This window comes from Burkholderia sp. Bmkn7 (assembly GCF_041103175.1).
GTDB classification, from domain to species: domain Bacteria; phylum Pseudomonadota; class Gammaproteobacteria; order Burkholderiales; family Burkholderiaceae; genus Burkholderia; species Burkholderia cepacia.
In genome coordinates this window covers 1,418,408-1,436,454 of record NZ_JBGCUH010000003.1, presented here as the reverse complement: position 1 = coordinate 1,436,454, position 18,047 = coordinate 1,418,408, and the positions used below count along the sequence as shown (strand labels likewise).

General features: G+C 67.1%; 19 protein-coding genes and 1 tRNA gene. 10 read left to right on the top strand and 10 right to left on the bottom strand.

Features of this window, described 5'->3' with window-relative positions; genetic code table 11:
- The first annotated feature begins 263 nt into the window (after positions 1 to 263).
- On the top strand, positions 264 to 1,616 hold the full coding sequence (gudD, locus tag AB3K92_RS28300) for a glucarate dehydratase (protein WP_060058211.1): 1,353 nt from the start codon (positions 264 to 266) through the stop codon (positions 1,614 to 1,616).
- A gap of 242 nt (positions 1,617 to 1,858) precedes the next feature.
- Here the strand turns inward: gudD and AB3K92_RS28295 are convergent, their stop codons facing one another.
- Complete coding sequence (locus AB3K92_RS28295; RefSeq protein WP_059706919.1) at positions 1,859 to 2,665, bottom strand: hypothetical protein; 807 nt, start codon at positions 2,663 to 2,665, stop codon at positions 1,859 to 1,861.
- A 234-nt stretch (positions 2,666 to 2,899) separates the two neighbouring features.
- The gene (locus AB3K92_RS28290) at positions 2,900 to 3,964 is read right to left on the bottom strand and encodes a glycosyltransferase family 4 protein (RefSeq protein ID WP_369466291.1); all 1,065 of its coding nucleotides are present in this window, start codon (positions 3,962 to 3,964) and stop codon (positions 2,900 to 2,902) included.
- 564 nt (positions 3,965 to 4,528) lie between these two features.
- Here AB3K92_RS28290 and AB3K92_RS28285 point away from each other — a divergent pair.
- Positions 4,529 to 6,361: an ABC transporter ATP-binding protein gene (locus tag AB3K92_RS28285; RefSeq protein ID WP_042977612.1), complete on the top strand. Its 1,833-nt coding sequence runs from the start codon at positions 4,529 to 4,531 to the stop codon at positions 6,359 to 6,361.
- 78 nt (positions 6,362 to 6,439) lie between these two features.
- Here the strand turns inward: AB3K92_RS28285 and otsA are convergent, their stop codons facing one another.
- Together otsA and otsB are read right to left on the bottom strand one after the other, a co-directional pair.
- Positions 6,440 to 7,819 carry an alpha,alpha-trehalose-phosphate synthase (UDP-forming) gene (otsA, locus tag AB3K92_RS28280; protein ID WP_021163099.1) on the bottom strand — a complete coding sequence of 460 codons (1,380 nt, stop codon included), beginning with the start codon at positions 7,817 to 7,819 and terminating at the stop codon, positions 6,440 to 6,442.
- Complete coding sequence (gene otsB, locus AB3K92_RS28275; RefSeq protein ID WP_021163098.1) at positions 7,816 to 8,568, bottom strand: trehalose-phosphatase; 753 nt, start codon at positions 8,566 to 8,568, stop codon at positions 7,816 to 7,818. Before otsB ends, otsA begins: the two co-directional genes overlap by 4 nt.
- Before the next feature lie 282 nt (positions 8,569 to 8,850).
- On the opposite strand from otsB, the gene AB3K92_RS28270 reads away from it, so the two are divergent.
- The 3 genes from AB3K92_RS28270 to AB3K92_RS28260 are packed head-to-tail and all read left to right on the top strand — an operon-like array spanning position 8,851 to position 10,827.
- Positions 8,851 to 9,486, top strand: coding sequence for an SCO family protein (locus AB3K92_RS28270; protein WP_021163097.1), 636 nt, complete (start codon positions 8,851 to 8,853; stop codon positions 9,484 to 9,486).
- A gap of 14 nt (positions 9,487 to 9,500) precedes the next feature.
- The gene (locus tag AB3K92_RS28265) at positions 9,501 to 9,947 is read left to right on the top strand and encodes a copper chaperone PCu(A)C (protein WP_111999616.1); all 447 of its coding nucleotides are present in this window, start codon (positions 9,501 to 9,503) and stop codon (positions 9,945 to 9,947) included.
- 10 nt (positions 9,948 to 9,957) lie between these two features.
- Positions 9,958 to 10,827 carry a cytochrome c oxidase assembly protein gene (locus AB3K92_RS28260; protein WP_021163095.1) on the top strand — a complete coding sequence of 290 codons (870 nt, stop codon included), beginning with the start codon at positions 9,958 to 9,960 and terminating at the stop codon, positions 10,825 to 10,827.
- Positions 10,828 to 10,854: 27 nt separating this feature from the next.
- Here the strand turns inward: AB3K92_RS28260 and AB3K92_RS28255 are convergent, their stop codons facing one another.
- Together AB3K92_RS28255 and AB3K92_RS28250 are read right to left on the bottom strand one after the other, a co-directional pair.
- On the bottom strand, positions 10,855 to 11,340 hold the full coding sequence (locus AB3K92_RS28255; RefSeq protein ID WP_021163094.1) for a GNAT family N-acetyltransferase: 486 nt from the start codon (positions 11,338 to 11,340) through the stop codon (positions 10,855 to 10,857).
- A gap of 126 nt (positions 11,341 to 11,466) precedes the next feature.
- Entirely contained in the window at positions 11,467 to 12,339 is an 873-nt protein-coding gene (locus tag AB3K92_RS28250) for a pirin family protein (protein ID WP_369466290.1), read from the bottom strand.
- Positions 12,340 to 12,448: 109 nt separating this feature from the next.
- Here AB3K92_RS28250 and AB3K92_RS28245 point away from each other — a divergent pair, with 109 nt between their 5' ends.
- Together AB3K92_RS28245 and AB3K92_RS28240 are read left to right on the top strand one after the other, a co-directional pair.
- On the top strand, positions 12,449 to 13,366 hold the full coding sequence (locus tag AB3K92_RS28245; RefSeq protein ID WP_021163092.1) for a LysR family transcriptional regulator: 918 nt from the start codon (positions 12,449 to 12,451) through the stop codon (positions 13,364 to 13,366).
- A 102-nt stretch (positions 13,367 to 13,468) separates the two neighbouring features.
- Positions 13,469 to 13,972, top strand: coding sequence for a GAF domain-containing protein (locus AB3K92_RS28240; RefSeq protein WP_021163091.1), 504 nt, complete (start codon positions 13,469 to 13,471; stop codon positions 13,970 to 13,972).
- Between the two features lie 147 nt (positions 13,973 to 14,119).
- Here the strand turns inward: AB3K92_RS28240 and map are convergent, their stop codons facing one another.
- Together map and AB3K92_RS28230 are read right to left on the bottom strand one after the other, a co-directional pair.
- Positions 14,120 to 14,926 (bottom strand): type I methionyl aminopeptidase, encoded by an 807-nt coding sequence (gene map, locus AB3K92_RS28235; protein WP_021163090.1) that lies wholly within the window; start codon positions 14,924 to 14,926, stop codon positions 14,120 to 14,122.
- Positions 14,926 to 15,162 (bottom strand): ParD-like family protein, encoded by a 237-nt coding sequence (locus AB3K92_RS28230; RefSeq protein ID WP_021163089.1) that lies wholly within the window; start codon positions 15,160 to 15,162, stop codon positions 14,926 to 14,928. The genes map and AB3K92_RS28230 overlap by 1 nt, the downstream gene beginning before the upstream one ends.
- Positions 15,163 to 15,315: 153 nt before the next feature.
- On the opposite strand from AB3K92_RS28230, the gene AB3K92_RS28225 reads away from it, so the two are divergent.
- Together AB3K92_RS28225 and AB3K92_RS28220 are read left to right on the top strand one after the other, a co-directional pair.
- Entirely contained in the window at positions 15,316 to 15,936 is a 621-nt protein-coding gene (locus tag AB3K92_RS28225) for a helix-turn-helix domain-containing protein (protein ID WP_059551902.1), read from the top strand.
- Positions 15,937 to 15,994: 58 nt separating this feature from the next.
- Positions 15,995 to 16,543 (top strand): GNAT family N-acetyltransferase, encoded by a 549-nt coding sequence (locus AB3K92_RS28220; RefSeq protein ID WP_059486594.1) that lies wholly within the window; start codon positions 15,995 to 15,997, stop codon positions 16,541 to 16,543.
- Between the two features lie 116 nt (positions 16,544 to 16,659).
- Here AB3K92_RS28220 and AB3K92_RS28215 read toward each other — a convergent pair whose 3' ends face one another.
- Both AB3K92_RS28215 and AB3K92_RS28210 read right to left on the bottom strand, forming a co-directional pair.
- Entirely contained in the window at positions 16,660 to 17,103 is a 444-nt protein-coding gene (locus AB3K92_RS28215; protein ID WP_042977606.1) for a GNAT family N-acetyltransferase, read from the bottom strand.
- A gap of 171 nt (positions 17,104 to 17,274) precedes the next feature.
- Positions 17,275 to 17,386 (bottom strand) — tRNA-Cys (locus AB3K92_RS28210).
- Positions 17,387 to 17,446: 60 nt separating this feature from the next.
- Here AB3K92_RS28210 and gvpU point away from each other — a divergent pair.
- Entirely contained in the window at positions 17,447 to 17,911 is a 465-nt protein-coding gene (gvpU, locus tag AB3K92_RS28205; protein ID WP_369466288.1) for a gas vesicle accessory protein GvpU, read from the top strand.
- Positions 17,912 to 18,047: the final 136 nt, after the last annotated feature.

Sequence of the window (18,047 nt, the reverse complement as noted above, 5' to 3'; positions counted from 1 at the left end):
TCCGACGACTGACGATCAAAACACGGATCTCCTGTCGACTCAAGCGCGCACGCCGGCACTGCCTGGTCCCATGCCTTACGATCAGCCAGCTTTCGCGTTCTGCGCTCCGCTGGTCAGGTTGTCGCTCCCACCCCGTTCCGGGTTGCGTCGACCTGCGGGGGCTTGCGCGCCGCGCACGTCGGTTGTCGAATGATCGCACCTCCTGCCGCGCGCGGCAAAGCTTTTGCCGCACGGCATTGCCCACCCTTCTGCCATCGCCGCCCATGAACGCCGTCACTGCCTCGCCCTCCCACGACACGCCGCGCATCGTCGACCTGCAAGCGATTCCGGTCGCCGGCCACGACAGCATGCTGCTCAACCTGAGCGGCGCACACGGCCCGTTCTTCACCCGCAACCTCGTGATCCTGAAGGACAGCGCGGGCCGGACCGGCGTCGGCGAAGTGCCCGGCGGCGAAAGCATCCGCCGCACGCTCGACGATGCGCGTGCGCTCGTCGTCGGCCAGCCGGTCGGCAATTACCATGCGGTGCTCAACGACGTGCGGCGCACCTTCGCCGACCGCGACGCGAGCGGCCGCGGTCTGCAGACCTTCGACCTGCGCACGACGATCCACGCGGTCACCGCGCTCGAGGCTGCGCTGCTCGACCTGCTGGGCCAGCATCTCGGCGTGCCGGTCGCCGCGCTGCTCGGCGAGGGCCAGCAGCGCGAGCGCGTCGAAATGCTCGGCTACCTGTTCTACGTCGGTGATCGAACGAAGACCGCGCTGCCCTACCGCGACGGCAGCGGCGCGACCGACGACTGGACGCGTGTGCGCGACGCAGCCGCGCTGACGCCCGAGGCCATCGTGCGGCTCGCCGAAGCCGCGCATGCGCGCTACGGCTTCAACGACTTCAAGCTGAAGGGCGGCGTATTCGAAGGTGCGAGCGAGATCGAGGCCGTGACGGCGCTCGCCGAGCGCTTCCCCGACGCACGCGTGACGCTCGACCCGAACGGCGCATGGTCGCTCGACGAGGCCGTGCGGCTGTGTCGCGACCAGCATCACGTGCTCGCCTACGCGGAAGATCCGTGCGGCGCCGAGAACGGCTACTCGGGCCGCGAGGTGATGGCCGAATTCCGCCGCGCGACGGGGCTGCCGACGGCAACCAACATGATTGCGACCGACTGGCGGCAGATGGGCCACGCGGTGCAGTTGCAGGCCGTCGACATTCCGCTCGCCGATCCGCATTTCTGGACGATGCAGGGTTCGGTGCGCGTCGCGCAGATGTGTCGCGACTGGGGCCTCACGTGGGGCTCGCACTCGAACAACCACTTCGACGTGTCGCTCGCGATGTTCACGCATGTCGCGGCCGCCGCACCGGGCCAGGTCACCGCGATCGACACGCACTGGATCTGGCAGGACGGCGAGCGGCTGACGCGCGAGCCGCTGAAGATCGAGAACGGGCTGGTGGACGTGCCGAAGCGGCCGGGTCTCGGCATCGATATCGACATGGATGCCGTCGCGGTCGCGCATGAGTTGTACAAGCAGCACGGGCTCGGTGCCCGCGACGACGCGGCGGCGATGCAGTACCTGATTCCGGGGTGGACTTTCAACAACAAGCGCCCCTGCCTCGTGCGCTGAGCGCGGAACGGACCGGGCGGCTGAATCGCCCGGCCGGGCCGGGCTCAAGACTAGCGGCGAGGCGCGGCTGGCGGTGTCCGCCGGAAAACGCTGCTCGTGTCGGACAGGATCCCGATCGGGATGGCGATGGGAATCCGGCCGGCCAGATCGAGACTCGGCCGGACTTGGCCGGCCGCACCTGTCCGGCCATTCCTGGCCGTCCGCCCCAATCCCCCGCGCCCGCACGCCGTGCGCGGGACTTGTCAGACGATCTGTTTGAGCGCGGCGTCGAGCGCGAGCACCGCGACACGGTCGCCTTCGGTCGCGAGCGGCGCGCGCATGACGATCTGCCGGTTATGGCCGACGGCCGCCGGCGAATCCCACAGCAGCTCGACCTTCGGTCGATTGAACAGGCCGCCGCGACGCGGCGGCACGACCGAGGACTGTCCGCCCGTCGCCCCTTCGCCGGCGGCAGGCGCCGCACGGCCGGGCCAGCGCACCGACAGTTCGCGCGCGTCGTACTGGCCGACCTTGCGGCTTTCCATCCAGACGATCGCGGTGCGCGTCAGCACGTCGAGCGAAATCGCATAACGGCCGACCGCGAAGCGGCGGGCCGCCACGTTGGTCCGCCACAGCGGCCGCGGACGGCAGATCCAGACGATCGCCGCATAAAGCGCCGGGGCGGCAACGAGCCAGCCGTTGGTCGCCGTCACGGCATGCAGCGCGAGGCGCCAGCCATCCACCCAGACGAACATGCCGATCGACCAGACCGCGAACAGGAAACCGATCAGCGCGAAGACGCGCAGCGCCTGGCGCAGCCACTGCGGCAGCGGATGGAACGGCCGCTCGGCGCGCGCGACGGCACCCGGCAGCGCGAGCAGCAGGAAGATCAGCAGGAGGTAGACGAACGCCCAGGGCGACGACACCATCGCGGACAGCGACGAGCGATAGCCCATCTGGGACATCGAGAACAGCCAGCGCGCGAGCAGCACGAGACCGATCGCACGCAACGCGAAGATCACACCGGCGCCGGGGGCCGGCGCTGCGCGCGTGGATTTCGTTCTCGCCAAGACTGCTCTCCTCTGGATATTCGTGCGGGGCCGGATTTCACGGCACGGCCATTATAGGGACATTACCGTCTGGACAGACGGCTGGATGCCATGGCGGCCCGCTTCGGGGGCCGTTCGCGGCGTCGGGCGCGGCGAGAATACAACAGATCCGCGCCGCGGATGTGACAACGCCCCGCCGGAAACCCGGACGGGGCGTCGTTGGCAAGCCGCGCGCCGCCAGGCGGCGGCCCGTAATCAGCCTGCGTTGACTTCGCGGAGCACCGTGCGACGCTTCTGGCGCAGCAGTTCCTCGTAGCCCTTCACGTAGTTCTGCGCCATCACCTTTGACGAGAAGCGTGCTTCGAACGCGGCGCGGACCTTCTCGCGCGGCAGCGTATCGAGGCGCTTGAGCGCCGCGACGGCCGACAGTTCGTCTTCGACGACGTAGCCCGACACGCCGTTGTCGATCACTTCCGGCACCGAGCCGCGCTTGAACGCGATCACCGGCGTGCCGCAGGCCATTGCCTCGATCATCACCAGGCCGAAGGGCTCCGGCCAGTCGATCGGGAACAGCAGCGCGTGCGCGTTGCCCAGGAATTCCGTCTTTTCGGCTTCGCTGATTTCGCCGATGTACTCGACGTGCGGCAGCGCGAACAGCGGCTTGATCTTCTCTTCGTAGTACGCGCGGTCAGCCTTGTCGAGCTTCGCGGCGATCTTGATCGGCAGGCCGGCCTGCTCGGCGATGCGGATCGCCGTGTCGACGCGCTTCTCCGGCGAGATGCGGCCGAGGAACGCGAGGTAGCTCGGCTTCACGTTCGGGATCGGCGTCAGCAGGTTTTCCGGCAGGCCGTGGTAAACGGTCGACAGCCAGTTCGCCTGCGGCAGCGGGATGCGCTGGTTGTCGGAGATCGACACGACCGGCACGTCGCTGAATGCATTGAAGATCGGCTGCAGTTCCGGCAGGTCGAGACGGCCGTGCATCGTCGTCAGATGCGGGACCGGCTGACGCGAGAACAGCGAGAACGGGTAGTAGTCGATGTGGCAGTGCAGGACGTCGAACTCTTCCGCGCGGCGGCGCACCTGCTCGAGGAGCAGCATGTGCGGGGCCATCACGTCACGGATCGTCGGGTCGAGGCGCAGCGCCTGCGGCCAGCACGCTTCGAGCTTCGCGGAGGTTTGCGAATCGCCGCTCGCGAAGAGCGTAACGTCATGCCCCATCTCGACAAGTGCTTCGGTGAGGTAGGACACCACTCGCTCGGTACCACCGTACAGTTTCGGGGGCACCGCTTCGTGCAACGGAGCGATTTGGGCGATTCGCATGCGTAACTCCTAAAAAATCGGCTAAAAACCAGGTATGGGTCGGCAACCTGCCGGCGGTCCGGGCTGGATGCATTTCGTCCGAAAAGTCGGACGAATCAGCCTGCCGGGGGCGTCAAACCCGCGCTGCTCAAGGAGCGTCGGCGACGCGACAGGCATAGAACGTTTGAAACGAAGACCCGTTGACAGGGGTTCGTAAAAAACCTGGAATCGAACCCGGAGCCGATTATCTAGGGTTAATCCCGATACGGCGCACAACATTTCAAACACTTTACTTTGTTACAAAGGTGCAACACTTTGCAACCCGCGGACTTGGGCGTCCGTTCTAGAGTGGAAGGCCCTTTTGGCATTCCTTGCCCCCGTGACTGCCGGCAGCGTGATTCCGGCACATGAGACAGGACGGGATGCCGGATTTTATCTCAAAATCGATCGAGCACCCCTGGCCGAGGCAAGATTCGCGCAGCGCAGCGCACGGCCTTGTTTACAATGCCGGATTATTCAGTCCGGGCGAACGCCGGCAAGCGATCCCGCCGCAACGCTCAATCACCGAATCACCGCACGCATATTTTGGAATCTCTCACCCCTGCCCAGCGCAACGCCCACAACGCGAAGCTGTCGAGCTACGCGCACCGGCCGATCGCGTTCCTGTTCCGCTACATCCGCCTGCATCCCGTTGCCCACCTGATCGTGCTCTGCAGCGTGCTGGCCGCCGTCGGCTGCGCGCTCGGCTCGCAATACGCGATCAAGCACCTGATCGACGTGCTGGCGACCGGGCGTCATCACCCCGGCCCGCTGTGGAGCGCATTCGCGCTGCTCGTCGGGCTGATCGCGGCCGACAACCTGCTGTGGCGTGTCGGCGGCTGGGTCGCCGCGCATACGTTCGTCGCGGTCACCGGCGACCTGCGGCGCGACCTGTTCCAGTACCTGATCGGCCATTCGCCGACCTACTACTCCGAAAAGCAGCCGGGCACGCTCGCGAGCCGCATCACGGCCACGTCGAACGCCGTCTACACGTCGGAGAACACGATGGCGTGGAACGTGCTGCCGCCGTGCATCGCGGTGATGGGCGCGATCCTGATGATCATCGTCGTCAATCCGATGATGGCCGCCGGCCTGCTCGGCTGTTCGGCCGTGCTGTCGGTGATCCTGTTCAAGCTCGCCGGGCGCGGCTCGGCCCGCCATCACGCGTTCGCGGCGAAGGCCGCCGCGGTCGACGGCGAACTCGTCGACGTGATCGGCAACATGGGCCTCGTGCGTGCGTTCGGGATGACGCTGCGCGAACAGAAGCGCTTCGGCGCAACGGTCAAGGCCGAGATGGATGCGCGCCAGCAAAGCCTGCTCTATCTCGAAAAGCTGCGCCTGCTGCACGCGGTGATCACCGCGATGCTGTCCGCCGGCCTGCTCGGCTGGGCGCTGTGGCTGTGGGACCAGGGCCGCGCGACGTCCGGCGACATCGTGCTCGTCAGCTCGCTCGGCTTCACGATCCTGCACGGCACGCGCGACCTCGCGGTCGCGCTCGTCGACGTCACCCAGCACGTCGCGCGCCTGTCCGAAGCCGTCAAGACGTTGCTCGAGCCGCACGGGATGCCCGATCGTTCGGACGCCCAGCCGCTGTCGGCCAAGGGCGGCCGCGTCGACTTCGAGCGCGTGACGTTCGCGTATCCGCACCGCCGCGCGATCCTCGACCACTTCGACCTGCATATCGAGCCGGGCCAGCGCGTCGGCCTGATCGGCAAGTCGGGCGCCGGCAAGTCGACCGTGCTCGCGCTGCTGCAGCGCTTCTACGACACGCAGGACGGCGTCGTGCAGGTGGACGGCCAGGACGTGAAGTCGATCACGCAGGACAGCCTGCGCCACGCGATCGCGCTCGTGCCGCAGGACATCTCGCTGCTGCACCGGACGATCTACGACAACATCGCGTACGGCCGCCCCGAAGCGACCCGCGACGAAGTGCTCGCGGCCGCGCGCGACGCGCGCTGCGCGGAGTTCATCGAAGCGATGCCGGAAGGCTATGACACGATCGTCGGCGACCGCGGCGTCAAGCTGTCGGGCGGCCAGCGCCAGCGCATCGCGATTGCGCGCGCGATCCTGAAGAACGCGCCGATCCTGCTGCTCGACGAAGCGACGTCCGCGCTCGACAGCGCGTCCGAGGAAGCGATCCAGAGCGCGCTCGACCGCCTGATGGTCGGTCGCACGGTGATCGCGATCGCGCACCGCCTGTCGACGCTGCGCAACTTCGACCGGATCATCGTGATGAACAACGGCAAGGTCATCGACGACGGGCCGCCCGACGTGCTGCGCAACCGCCCCGGCCTGTACCGCGACCTGCTCGCGAAGCAGCACGGCCGCCATCACGCGGCGCCCGACGGCAGCACGCCGACCGGCGAACGCGTGGCCTGACGCACCGGCCCGCAGCCAGCAAAAAAGCCGCAGTGCGAGCAGCACTGCGGCTTTTTCATTTCCGGCGGGAGGTGTCGGTTACGCGTGCTGCAGATCGCGCAGGAAGTTGTCGCGCCACACCGACACGTTGTTCTCGCGAAGCTGCGCGATCATGTCGGTATAACGCGCGCGCCGCTCGGCGAGCGGCATCGTCAACGCCTGCGACAACGCATCGGCCATCCCGTCGATATCGATCGGATTGACGATCAGCGCCCCCGTCAGCTCGCGCGCGGCGCCCGCGAAGCGCGACAGCACGAGCACGCCCGGATCGTCCGGATCCTGCGCGGATACGTACTCCTTCGCGACGAGGTTCATCCCGTCGCGCAACGGTGTCACGTAGCCGACCCGCGCGAGCCGGTACAGCGCCGCGAGCAGCTGGCGATCGTACTGGCGATGGATATAGAGGATCGGTGCCCAGTCGAGCTCGGCGAAGCGTCCGTTGATGCGCCCCGACTCTCCTTCGAGCTGCAGGCGGATGTCCTGGTACGCGCGCAGCTCCGCTCGCGTCGACGGCGCGATCTGCAGGAACGACACGCGATTGCGATGCGACGGCTCGTGCTCGAGCAGCTTCTCGAACGCGCGGAAGCGCTCGACGAGTCCCTTCGAGTAATCGAGCCGGTCGACGCTCATGATCAGCTTGCGGCCCCGCAGCGACGCCGCGAGCGTGCGCACCGCCTTGCCGTGCTCGCCGGCCTGCGCGAGCGCCGCGATCTCGTCCGGATGCACGCCGATCGGATACGCGGCCGCGCGCAGCGTCCGGCCGAATGCGCGCACCGTCACCAGGCGGCCGTCGCGCTCGATCACGCCGTCCGCTTCGGATTCGACGTAATCGCAGAATGCGCGCAGGTCGGGTTCGGTCTGGAAACCAAGCAGGTCGAACGCGCACAGCGACTCGACCAGGTCGCGATGCGGCGGCACGTTGACGAGCACCTGCGCGGCGGGAAACGGGATGTGCAGGAAGAAGCCGATGCGGTTCTTCACGCCGGCCGCGCGCAGCGCGCGCGCGAACGGGATCAGGTGATAGTCGTGCACCCAGATCACGTCGTCGTCCTGCAGCAGCGGCACGAGCTGCTGCGCGAGCCACACGTTCACGCGGCTGTAGCCTTCGAACTCGTGACGGTCGTACTGGATCAGGTCGGTGCGGTAGTGAAACGCGGGCCACAGCGTCGCGTTCGAGAAGCCGCGGTAATACTGGTCGTAGTCGCGCCGCGACAGGCCGATGGTCGCGAACGTGACCGGCCCGTGCTCCTCGACGCGAATCTGCGGCGCACCGGACGCGACGACCTCGCCGCTCCAGCCGAACCACATGCCGCCCGTCTCCTTCAGCGCATCGTAGACACCGATCGCGAGGCCGCCTGCCGCCGGTTCGCCTTCCGAAATCGGTGCGACGCGGTTTGAAACGATGATGAGGCGACTCATGCGTGCGGCTGCCCCGCACCGAGCCAGTGCGCGATCTGCTCATGCAGCGCGTCGACCGAATCGAGCCGCATGCGGGCGGACGTCTCGCCCGCGCCGACCTTGATCGACAGGCCGCCGCGCGCGTTGACCACCGCGAAGCCCTTCTCGTCGGTCAGGTCGTCGCCCGCGAACAGCGGCACGCGGCCCGCGAACGGCGGCTCGTCGAGAAACGCGGCCAGCGCGCGCCCCTTGTCGACACCCTTCGGCTTGATCTCGAACACCATCTTGCCGGGCTGCAGCACATACGCATCGGCGTAGTCGGCGACGAGGCGCTCGGTGGCCGCGCGCGCAGCCGCCTCGCGCTCGGGCGCGTTGCGGTAATGCAGCGCAACGGCCGCACCCTTGATTTCGAGCAGCATGCCCGGATGACGGTCGACGACGGCCGCCAGCTCGCGCTCGATGCGCAGCAGGCGTTCGTCGTTGAAGCCGATGCGCTGCGTGTCGCCGTTCGCATCGCGGCGCTCCGCGCCGTGCAGGCCCGCGATCGGCAGGCCGGGCATCTTGAGGAACGCGTCGAGGTTGTCGATACCGCGCCCGGACACGACCGCGACCGCACCGTGCGAGCGGTGCCGCAGCTCGTCGAGCAGCGTCAGCAGCGACGGCGGAACGTGAATGCTGTCGGGCGTCGGCGCCAGTTCGACGAGCGTGCCGTCGAAGTCGAAGAAGAACGCGGTATCGGTCAGGGACAGGGAAGCCGGAACGGATTGCATCGATTCGATAGTCTGAGGGCCGGCCGGCAAACGCCGCACCGCCGCTGCGCGAATGGAATTGTGCGCATCTTACCGCGCCTGCGCACCGAGATGGGCGAAACCGGCGCATCGCCAGCCGCGCGCCGCCGATTGCGTCAACTGCGACATATTGCCCCGCTCGTCCGCCCCGTACGGGTTTCGAAAGGACGCGGGCGCGCGAATTGCGCTACAGTCGCAACCGCCTGCCGCGCGACGCCTGGCATCGCGCCGGCCGGTCACCTTTCCGTCCGATCGAGCCCCAGGATGTCGTCTGCCCGCCCAGCGCCGCACCGGCGCTTCTCCCGCTTCATCCGCACGGCCGCGGCCTTCGCCGCCGCCGTGGCGCTCGCCGCGTGCACGCACGACGAGCCGCGCTGGAACCTGACCAACGTCACCGGCCACCTGCCCGACCTGTCGTTCACGCTGACGGGCGGCGACGGCCATCCCGTCGACGCCGATGCGTTCCACGGCCAGGTCGCGCTCGTCTACTTCGGCTACACGCACTGCCCCGACGTCTGCCCCGAAACGATGGCACGGCTGATGGAAGTGCTGGCGAAGCTCGGCCCGCAGGCCAACGACGTGCGCATCCTGTTCGTCTCGGTCGATCCTGCACGCGACACGCCGCAGGCGATGCAATCGTATGTCGCCGCGTTCGACGCCGCGCATGCACGCGGCCTGACCGGCACCGACCGCCAGATAGAATCGCTCGCGAAGCGCTATCGCGTCGCGTACCAGATGGAACAGCGCGATCCGTCCGGCGGCTACGAAGTCACGCACAGCTCGGCCGTCTACATCTTCGACGCAACCGGCCGCGCCCGCCTGCTTGCGACCGACCGCGACTCGCCCGACGCCATCGCCGCCGATGTGCGCCGGATCATCGACACCGCCTCCACCACCTGAATTCCTCTCACGACATGAAGACGAAGACGACACTCAAGACGCTCGCCCTCCTCGCCGCGCTGTGCGCCGGCGCCCACGCCTACGCCGCCGGTGCGATCACCGCGCAGAACGCATGGGTGCGCTGGCTGCCGAACAAGCTGCCGGCCGGCGGCTACGTGACGATCGTGAACACGGGCGACAAGCCGGTCGATCTCGTCGACGTCGACAGCCCCGACTACGGGATGGCGATGCTGCACCAGACCGTCTCGAACGGCTCGACGCAGAAGATGGAAATGGTCGACAAGCTGACGATCCCCGCACGCGGCAAGGTCGACATCGCGCCGGGCGGCTACCACTTCATGCTCGAGGAGCCGAAGCACGCGATCAAGCCGGGCGACACCGTGCACCTGCGCCTGAAATTCTCCGACGGCGAAACGGTCGATGCGCCGTTCGCCGTGAAATCGCCGGCCCAGGCGAAGTGATACGCGCGCGATGAACCTCCTGTACTGGCTCGATCCGTGGGAACCGTCGCCGACCGTGGTGATCGCGGTGCTCACCGCTGCCGTGCTGTTCGCGCGCGGCGTGAAGAAGGCGAAGGTGTCGCCGCTGCGGCAGTTCTCGTTCTGGTTCGGGCTGACGGCGCTCTACATCGCACTGCATACGCGGCTCGACTATTTCTTCGAGCACGAGTTCTTCCTGCACCGCGCGCAGCACCTCGTGCTGCACCACCTCGGGCCGTTCTTCATCGCGCTCTCCTATCCGGGCGCGGCGATTCGCGCGGGCATCCCGTTTCGCTGGCGGCAGCGCTTCGTGCGCCCCGCCCTCGCGTGGGCGCCCGTGCGCGCGACGCTCGACGTGGTATTCCATCCCGTCGTCGCGGTCGTGCTGTTCGTCGGGCTGATTTATTTCTGGCTGCTGTCGCCGATCCACTTCATCGCGATGCTCGACTGGCGTCTCTATCGCGTGATGAACTGGAGCATGGTGATCGACGGGCTGCTGTTCTGGTGGCTCGTCGTCGATCCGCGCCCCGCGCCGCCTGCCCGGCTGTCGCCGGGCCGCCGGATCCTGATCGTCGTCGCGGCGATCCCGCCGCAGATCGCACTCGGCGCGCTGATCTTCTTCACGCCGCACGAGCTGTATCCGATCTACTCGATCTGCGGCCGCGCGTTCACGTGGCTGAGCCCGCTGCGCGACCAGCAGATCGGCGGCCTGCTGCTGTGGATTCCCGGCTCGATGATGAGCGTGATCGGCGCGCTGATCGCGCTGCGGCACTGGCTTCGGCTGTCCGCCCGCGGCCGCCTGATCGGCGAACGGGCCGCGCAACGCGCGGACGCGCCGTCGGTCGCGCGCGCCGCGCACTGACTGCCGCGCGGCGCGGCGCGGTGCGCATTACGCGCGTGCGCTGCTCATCCACACGTGCGGGATGCCGTCCTCGTCGTGCACGTCCGAACTCGGCGTGAAGCCGAATGCCCCGTAAAAACGCTGCAAGTGGGCCTGCGCATGCAGGCTCACCGGCGTATCCGGCCACTGCGCGCGAATATGCTCGAGCGCGCGCGACAGCAGCCCATTGCCCAGGCCGGCGCCACGAAACGCGGCGGTCGTCAGCACGCGGCCGATGCGGACATCGGTGTTCTGCGCATCCGGCAACAGCACGCGCAGATAGCCGGCGAGCCGCCCGGCCGGATCGAATGCGGCCAGGTGCCAGGCGGCCTGGTCCGCGTCGTCGATGTCGCGATACACGCAGTTCTGCTCGACGACGAACACGGCGCTGCGGGCTTCGAGGATCGAATAGACTTCGCGCGCTGTCAGCGCGTCGAAGGATTTCCAGCGCCAGTCGAGATCGGCGGCGCTCGGGGATGCGGCGGATGCGTTCATGGTCGGTCCTGATTCGGGCGCGCCGGCCGGCGCGCGGCAACCGTCGATTATGCCCCGAAGCGCACGCGCCGCGCGACCGGCCGCCCGCACCCGAAAAAAGGCCCCGCATAACGCGGGGCCTGTCCGTCATGCCGGCATCTGGCCGAAGCGGCCGTTGTTGAAGTCCTCGATCGCGGTGCGGATCTCCGCTTGCGAGTTCATCACGAACGGCCCATACCCGACGACCGGCTCGTCGATCGGTTCGCCGCTCAGGATCAGCAGCTTCGCGTCGCCATTCGCTTCGATCTCGACGTCGCTGCCGTCGCGGCCGAGCTGCACGAACTGCGCTTCGCGGGCGACCGTCTCGCCGTTCACCTGCACGGTACCGCTCAGCACGACCACCGCGAGCGTGCGCCCTTCAGCGACCGGGAACCGCTCATGGCCGCCGGCCACGAGCCGCACGTCCCATACGTCGATCGGCGTATGCGTGCGGGCCGGGCCGCGCCGCCCGTCGAGCTCGCCCGCGATGATCCGCGCACGCCCCGCGCCGTCCGGCAGCTCGACCATGGGGATGTCGGCATCCAGCAGCGTCTGGTAGCCGGGCGCCCCCATCTTGTCCCTGGCGGGCAGGTTCACCCACAGCTGGACCATCTCGAGCGGGCCGCCACGCTTCGTGAACCCTTCCGAGTGGAATTCCTCGTGCAGGATCCCGCTCGCGGCCGTCATCCACTGCACGTCACCCGGGCCGATCACGCCGCCCGCGCCGGTCGAGTCGCGGTGCGCGACCTCGCCGTCATAGACGATCGTCACCGTCTCGAACCCGCGGTGCGGATGCTGGCCGACACCGCGCGGCGCCGAGGCCGAGCCCGGCTCGAACGTGGCCGGGCCGGCGTAGTCGAGCAGCAGGAACGGGCTCAGATGCGCGCCGTGAGACTGGTAGCTGAACATCGAACGCACCGGGAAACCGTCGCCGACCCAATGGCCGCGCGGCGCACTGTACACACCCTGGATCTTCTTCATTGCCTTCTCCGAATTGCGGCGAAACACGTGTTTCGCATCCTGGACAGGAATATAGAGGTGGAACGATCGATCCGGTAGACTGCCAAAATCGCACTCAGCGTTCCATTTCATGAACGATAAAGCGCGGGATCTGAACGATCTCTATTATTTCGTGCAGGTCGTCGAACACGGCGGCTTCGCACCGGCCGGGCGTGCGCTGGACATGCCGAAATCGAAGCTGAGCCGGCGCATCGCGCTGCTCGAGGCGCGACTCGGAATGCGGCTGATCCAGCGCTCGACGCGCCGCTTCACGGTTACCGACGTCGGCCAGACCTACTACGCGCATTGCCGCGCGATGCTCGTCGAGGCCGATGCGGCCGACGAGGCGATCGCGCTGCTGCACGAGGAGCCGCGGGGCATCGTGCGCGTCAGTTGCCCGATCGTGCTGCTCGATTCGCTCGTCGGCGAGATGATCGCCGCGTTCATGGTCGCGTGCCCGCGCGTCGAGATTCATCTGGAAGCGACCAACCGGCGCGTCGACGTGGTCGGCGAAGGGATCGACGTCGCGATCCGCGTACGCCCGCCGCCGCTCGAGGACAGCGATCTCGCGCTGCGCGTGCTGGCCGAGCGCGGCCAGTGCCTCGTCGCGAGCCCCGCGCTGCTGCGCGAGCATGGCGCACCGGCCGTTCCCGCCGATCTCGCGCGCCTGCCGAGCCTCGATCACGGCGTCCCGCAGTCCACGCACGTGTGGCGGCTGCGCGGGCCCGACGGCGCGCATGCGGAAATCCACCACCTGCCGCGCTTTGTGACCGGCGGCATGCTCGCGTTACGCGCGGCGGCCGTCGCGGGTGTCGGCATCGTGCAGTTGCCGACGATGATGGTGCGCGACGAGGTCGCGCGCGGCGCGCTGGTAACCGTGCTGCCCGACTGGGCACCGCGCCGCGAGATCGTGCATGCGGTGTTCGCGTCGCGCCGGGGGTTGCTGCCTGCGGTGCGCGCGCTGCTCGATTTTCTGGCCGCGCGGTTTGCCGAACTCGAACCCGACTGAGCTTGCCGCGTCGCGCGCAACCGCGCGCTGCAAACCGTGCGCGCGTGCCGTAGACTGCGGTACGCGCATCGCGCATCCCACAACCCCGATCGCTTTTCCGCCATGTTCACGCTGTCCAACGACCCCAACGCCTCCAAGGCCGATCAATACGCGACGCTCGTCGAGCAAGCACGCGCGCTCGTCGAATCCGAACGCGACCTGACCGCGAACGCGGCCAACTTCGCCGCGCTGGTCTACCACTCGCTCGACCGTCTCAACTGGGCCGGCTTCTACTTCTTCGACGGGACGGAGCTCGTGGTCGGGCCGTTCCAGGGCAAGCCCGCCTGCGTGCGGATCGCGCTCGGCAAGGGCGTGTGCGGCACGGCTGCGCAGACGCGCGAGACGCAGGTCGTGCGCGACGTGCACGACTTCCCCGGCCATATCGCGTGCGACGCCGCGTCGGAATCGGAAATCGTCGTGCCGCTGGTGGCCGGCGACGGCACGCTGATCGGCGTGTGGGACGTCGACAGCCCGGTCGCCGCGCGCTTCGACGAAGAAGACCGCCAGGGGATGGAGGCGCTCTGCCGCGTATTCGTCGAATCCGCATGGCAGAAGGCGCGCGGTTGAGCAGCGGCTGAGCCGCGTTCATCCACCGCGCGGCAGGTCGCCGCGTTCACGCATGAATCGCGCCGCATGACCTCGAACGAAACGGGCTCCGCAAGGGAGCCCGTTTCACTGTGCCGCCGCCCCGCCCTTCGCGGCGCACTTTACGCGTCAGGCAGCGTGCGTGCCGGACAGCGCCGGGGACGCTTGCGGCTTCACATCCTCGGTCAGCACCTCGAAGCCCGTTTCCGTCACCACGACCATGTGCTCCCATTGGGCCGACAGCGAATGGTCCTTCGTGACGACCGTCCAACCGTCCGCCAGCATGCGCGTATCGCGCTTGCCGGCGTTGAGCATCGGCTCGATCGTGAAGATCATCCCCGGCCGCAGCGGTACGCCCGTGCCCGGGCGGCCGTAGTGAAGCACCTGCGGCTCGTCGTGATAGACGTCGCCGATGCCGTGCCCGCAGTACTCGCGAACCACGCTGAATCCTTCGCGATGCGCGACCTGCTGGATCGCGTAGCCGACGTCGCCGAGCGTGGCACCCGGACGTACCGCGCGGATGCCCGCATGCATCGCCTCATAGGTCGTCGCGACGAGGCGCCGCGCGAGTTCGTTCGGTTCGCCGACGAAATACATGCGGCTCGTATCGCCAAACCAGCCGTCCTTGATCACCGCGATGTCGAGGTTCACGATGTCGCCGTCGCGCAACGGCCGCGACGTCGGGATACCGTGACACACCACGTGGTTGACCGACGTGCACAGCGTCTTCGGATAACCGTGGTAGCCGATGTTCGCCGGGATCGCGCCGAGCACGTCGACGATGTATTCGCGGCAGCGCGCGTCCAGTTCGTCGGTGGTGACGCCCGGCTTCACGTGCTCGGTGATCATCGTCAGTACCTGTGACGCCAGCTTCGCGGCTTCGCGCGACTTCGCGATTTCCGCCATGCCGCGGATCGGGATTTCTCGCTTCGCCATTACGCCACCTGCTCGATGCCGTGTTCGACCGGTTCCGCCGGCCCCGCGTCGCCGCCCCGTGCTTCGGCCTCGATCAGCATCCGGCAGATGTCGCCGTAGGACAGCGCCGGATTGAGTTCCGCCAGCATCCCGACGCGCAGCCAGTGCTCGGCCTGTGCGTTGATCGAGCGGCTCAGCGCCGTGCTGGTCGAGCGCAGCCGCTCGTGCATGTGCTCGGAAATCTTGATGATGCCCATATATCCCCAATTAAACGAAACGTAGCCGGTTCGTATATTACGCTGCGGTCGGCTGGCGGGCAAGCCATGCGGATTCCGTCGAGCCGTCGGCCGGCTGCCGGCCCGTCACCGGCGTTGACACCGAATTCCAGTTTGCTGGAAAATAAATCCACCATGAAAGAATCCGTCACCGCCGCGGCCGACGACACCGGCATCAACGAACGCATCGCCCGGCGCGTGCGCGACCTGCGCACCGTGCGAGGCTACACGCTCGATGCGCTGGCTGCGCGCTCCGGCGTCAGTCGTTCGATGATCTCGCTCATCGAACGTGCATCGGCCAGCCCGACGGCCGTCGTGCTCGACAAGCTGGCAGCCGGGCTCGGCGTGTCGCTGGCCGGGCTGTTCGGCGGCGACCAGGACGACGCGCCCGCGCAGCCGCTGGCACGCCGCGCGCAGCAGGCCGAATGGCGGGATCCGGCGTCCGGTTATGTGCGCCGCAACCTCTCCCCGGCTGGCTGGCCGTCGCCGATCCAGCTCGTCGAGGTGGATTTCCCGCCCGGTGCGCGCGTCGCGTACGACAGTGGCGGACGCGAAAGCGCGTTGCATCAGCAGGTGTGGATCATCAGCGGCCGCGTCGACGTCACGTTCGGCGAAACGCTTCACGAACTTCACGAAGGCGACTGCCTGGCCATGCGGCTCGACCAGCCGCTGATTTTCAGCAATCCGTCGCCGCACGCCGCGCGTTATGTCGTCGTGATCTGCGATGCGTCCGCCGCCGGCGTGCGCAACCCCTGATGAACGCGTCGTCGCAGCAGCCGTGCGCGCGACCCACTTACTGCCCACAGGAGTCCGTATGAATTCCCCGAAACAGCGCGACGACGTGCGCCTGATCGATTGCAGCGAGGCCGAGCATGCGCCGGCCATCCTCGAGATCCTGAACGACGCGATCGCGAACTCGACCGCGCTGTACGACTACAAGCCGCGCCCGCCGGAAGCGATGGTCGCGTGGTTCGCGGCGAAACGCGCAGGCGGCTTCCCGGTCATCGGCGCGGTCGACGCGTCGGGCACGCTGCTCGGCTTCGCGAGCTGGGGCACGTTCCGCGCGTTTCCCGCCTACAAGTACACGGTCGAACACAGCGTGTACGTGCATCGCGACCAGCGCGGCCGCGGGCTTGGCGAAGTGCTGCTGCGCGAAGTCGTCCGGCGCGCGCGGGAAGCGGAAGTACACGTGCTGGTCGGCTGCATCGATGCGGCCAACGCGGGGAGCATCGCACTGCATGCGAAGCTGGGATTCGTGCATTCGGGCACGATCAAGGAAGCGGGCTTCAAGTTCGGCCGCTGGCTCGATGCGGCGTTCTATCAGTTGACGCTCGACACGCCTGCGCAACCGGTGGACGGCTGAGCGGATGTCGCGACGGACAAGCGGCATCGCATGACCGAAGCCCGTTCGAGAATCCCGCTGCATCTGCCGAAATCAAAAAGCCCGCTCGCAGCGGGCTTTTTGATTTCAAACACGCGCTACGTGCGCATTTTCCGGGAAAGACGCTGCCCGTCGCGCGCGAAACCGTGATGCGCGTAAAAACGGTGAGCGTCCGGACGTTGGTCACCACTCGTCACCTCCAGCTTCACACATCGGCCGCGCTCGAACCAACGTTGCGCGTCCGCCATCAGCGCACCGCCGATTCCGCATCCCCGGTGACGCTCGTCGACGACCAAACTCGTGATGCGCCCGAGATTCCCGGGTGCGTGAAAGAGCGGAAGGATGTGCAGGCTGATACTGCCGACAATCTCGCCATTCAGAATCGCCACGCAGACCCGGTCACTCGGCTTGTCGGCCAGCGACAGCAATTTTTCATGGATCAGCGCGGGCGTGACGTCATATCCGAGCTGGCGCAACAGCCTCGCGATTGCGGCGCAATCGGAAAGCCGCGCGTCCCTCGTTTCGGGCTCCGGGGTATTCAATCCGCCTCACCAGGTTTCTGCATCGACAGCCTCAACGTTTCGCGCAGGGCCCAAACGCCCGCGGGTCGCGTCATGCTACCGCATCCATCCCGCCCGTCTCACGAGCCATCTCCGCAACGGGCGTGGAAAAAAGAAAAGCCCCCGCCGAAGCGGGGCTTTTCGCTTCTTACCTGGAGGCGCGAGCCGGAGTCGAACCGGCCTAAACGGCTTTGCAGGCCGTCGTCTCTTATTTATTTTCAATAACTTAATAAAATTAACCACCCACATTAACCATTCGTTCGCCTCATCCCTTCGTAATGTTCGATCGGCTATGATTTGAGTTCCACAACACGAGGGAATTCCCATGAGCGAGCAGACCACAGCCCCGCACGACGGTGGGCCGTCAACTCCCCTGCACGTCGTCACCAGCGCAGAAAATGATTGGTTCCTTCAGTCATTAGTCTCGATGGTCAATAGCAGCGACCTCGAGATTGGCATCACGTTGTTCGTGGGTGGCTTTCTGGTTAGCGGCCAGCTGATCGGCGGCAAACACTACTTCGAAGGGTTCGGGGCAACCTTTGCCGGCTCCTTTAACGATGCGAACGGCGCGGCCGGACTCAAAGAAAGCTTCGCAAACTGGGGAAAGGTGTATTTGGAAGAGGATGGCTCATACAAAAAAGGCGTGGACCAGCCGTACTACATTCACCTGAAAAATGCCCGTACCTTCCATCCAAGCGGATCGCCGATTCCGGGCAATGGCGGAGTATGGTGGCGGGGGCGACTCCGAGAAGTTTCCGGGTTCAACCTGGGCACCTTGCACCAAGACTAACAGTCATACGCGGCAAACATACCCGGACGCCCCCTCTTAGATTAGGGATGGATATACGCCCCGTACATCCGGCAAGGCACATGTCCGACGTTGCAGCACTTCTGCAAAAAAGCCCGCTCGCAGCGGGCTTTTACGT

Bases quoted from the DNA above. Each gene is read 5' to 3' on its own strand.
- AB3K92_RS28255 (WP_021163094.1), bottom strand. From the start codon at position 11,340: ATGAACGCATCCGCCGCATCCCCGAGCGCCGCCGATCTCGACTGGCGC.
- AB3K92_RS28250 (WP_369466290.1), bottom strand. From the start codon at position 12,339: ATGAAGAAGATCCAGGGTGTGTACAGTGCGCCGCGCGGCCATTGGGTC.
- AB3K92_RS28270 (WP_021163097.1), top strand. From the start codon at position 8,851: ATGTCGTCTGCCCGCCCAGCGCCGCACCGGCGCTTCTCCCGCTTCATC.
- otsB (WP_021163098.1), bottom strand. From the start codon at position 8,568: ATGCAATCCGTTCCGGCTTCCCTGTCCCTGACCGATACCGCGTTCTTC.
- AB3K92_RS28260 (WP_021163095.1), top strand. From the start codon at position 9,958: ATGAACCTCCTGTACTGGCTCGATCCGTGGGAACCGTCGCCGACCGTG.
- map (WP_021163090.1), bottom strand. From the start codon at position 14,926: ATGGCGAAGCGAGAAATCCCGATCCGCGGCATGGCGGAAATCGCGAAG.
- AB3K92_RS28225 (WP_059551902.1), top strand. From the start codon at position 15,316: ATGAAAGAATCCGTCACCGCCGCGGCCGACGACACCGGCATCAACGAA.
- otsA (WP_021163099.1), bottom strand. From the start codon at position 7,819: ATGAGTCGCCTCATCATCGTTTCAAACCGCGTCGCACCGATTTCGGAA.
- AB3K92_RS28240 (WP_021163091.1), top strand. From the start codon at position 13,469: ATGTTCACGCTGTCCAACGACCCCAACGCCTCCAAGGCCGATCAATAC.
- gvpU (WP_369466288.1), top strand. From the start codon at position 17,447: ATGAGCGAGCAGACCACAGCCCCGCACGACGGTGGGCCGTCAACTCCC.
- AB3K92_RS28265 (WP_111999616.1), top strand. From the start codon at position 9,501: ATGAAGACGAAGACGACACTCAAGACGCTCGCCCTCCTCGCCGCGCTG.
- AB3K92_RS28220 (WP_059486594.1), top strand. From the start codon at position 15,995: ATGAATTCCCCGAAACAGCGCGACGACGTGCGCCTGATCGATTGCAGC.
- AB3K92_RS28290 (WP_369466291.1), bottom strand. From the start codon at position 3,964: ATGCGAATCGCCCAAATCGCTCCGTTGCACGAAGCGGTGCCCCCGAAA.
- AB3K92_RS28230 (WP_021163089.1), bottom strand. From the start codon at position 15,162: ATGGGCATCATCAAGATTTCCGAGCACATGCACGAGCGGCTGCGCTCG.
- AB3K92_RS28245 (WP_021163092.1), top strand. From the start codon at position 12,449: ATGAACGATAAAGCGCGGGATCTGAACGATCTCTATTATTTCGTGCAG.
- gudD (WP_060058211.1), top strand. From the start codon at position 264: ATGAACGCCGTCACTGCCTCGCCCTCCCACGACACGCCGCGCATCGTC.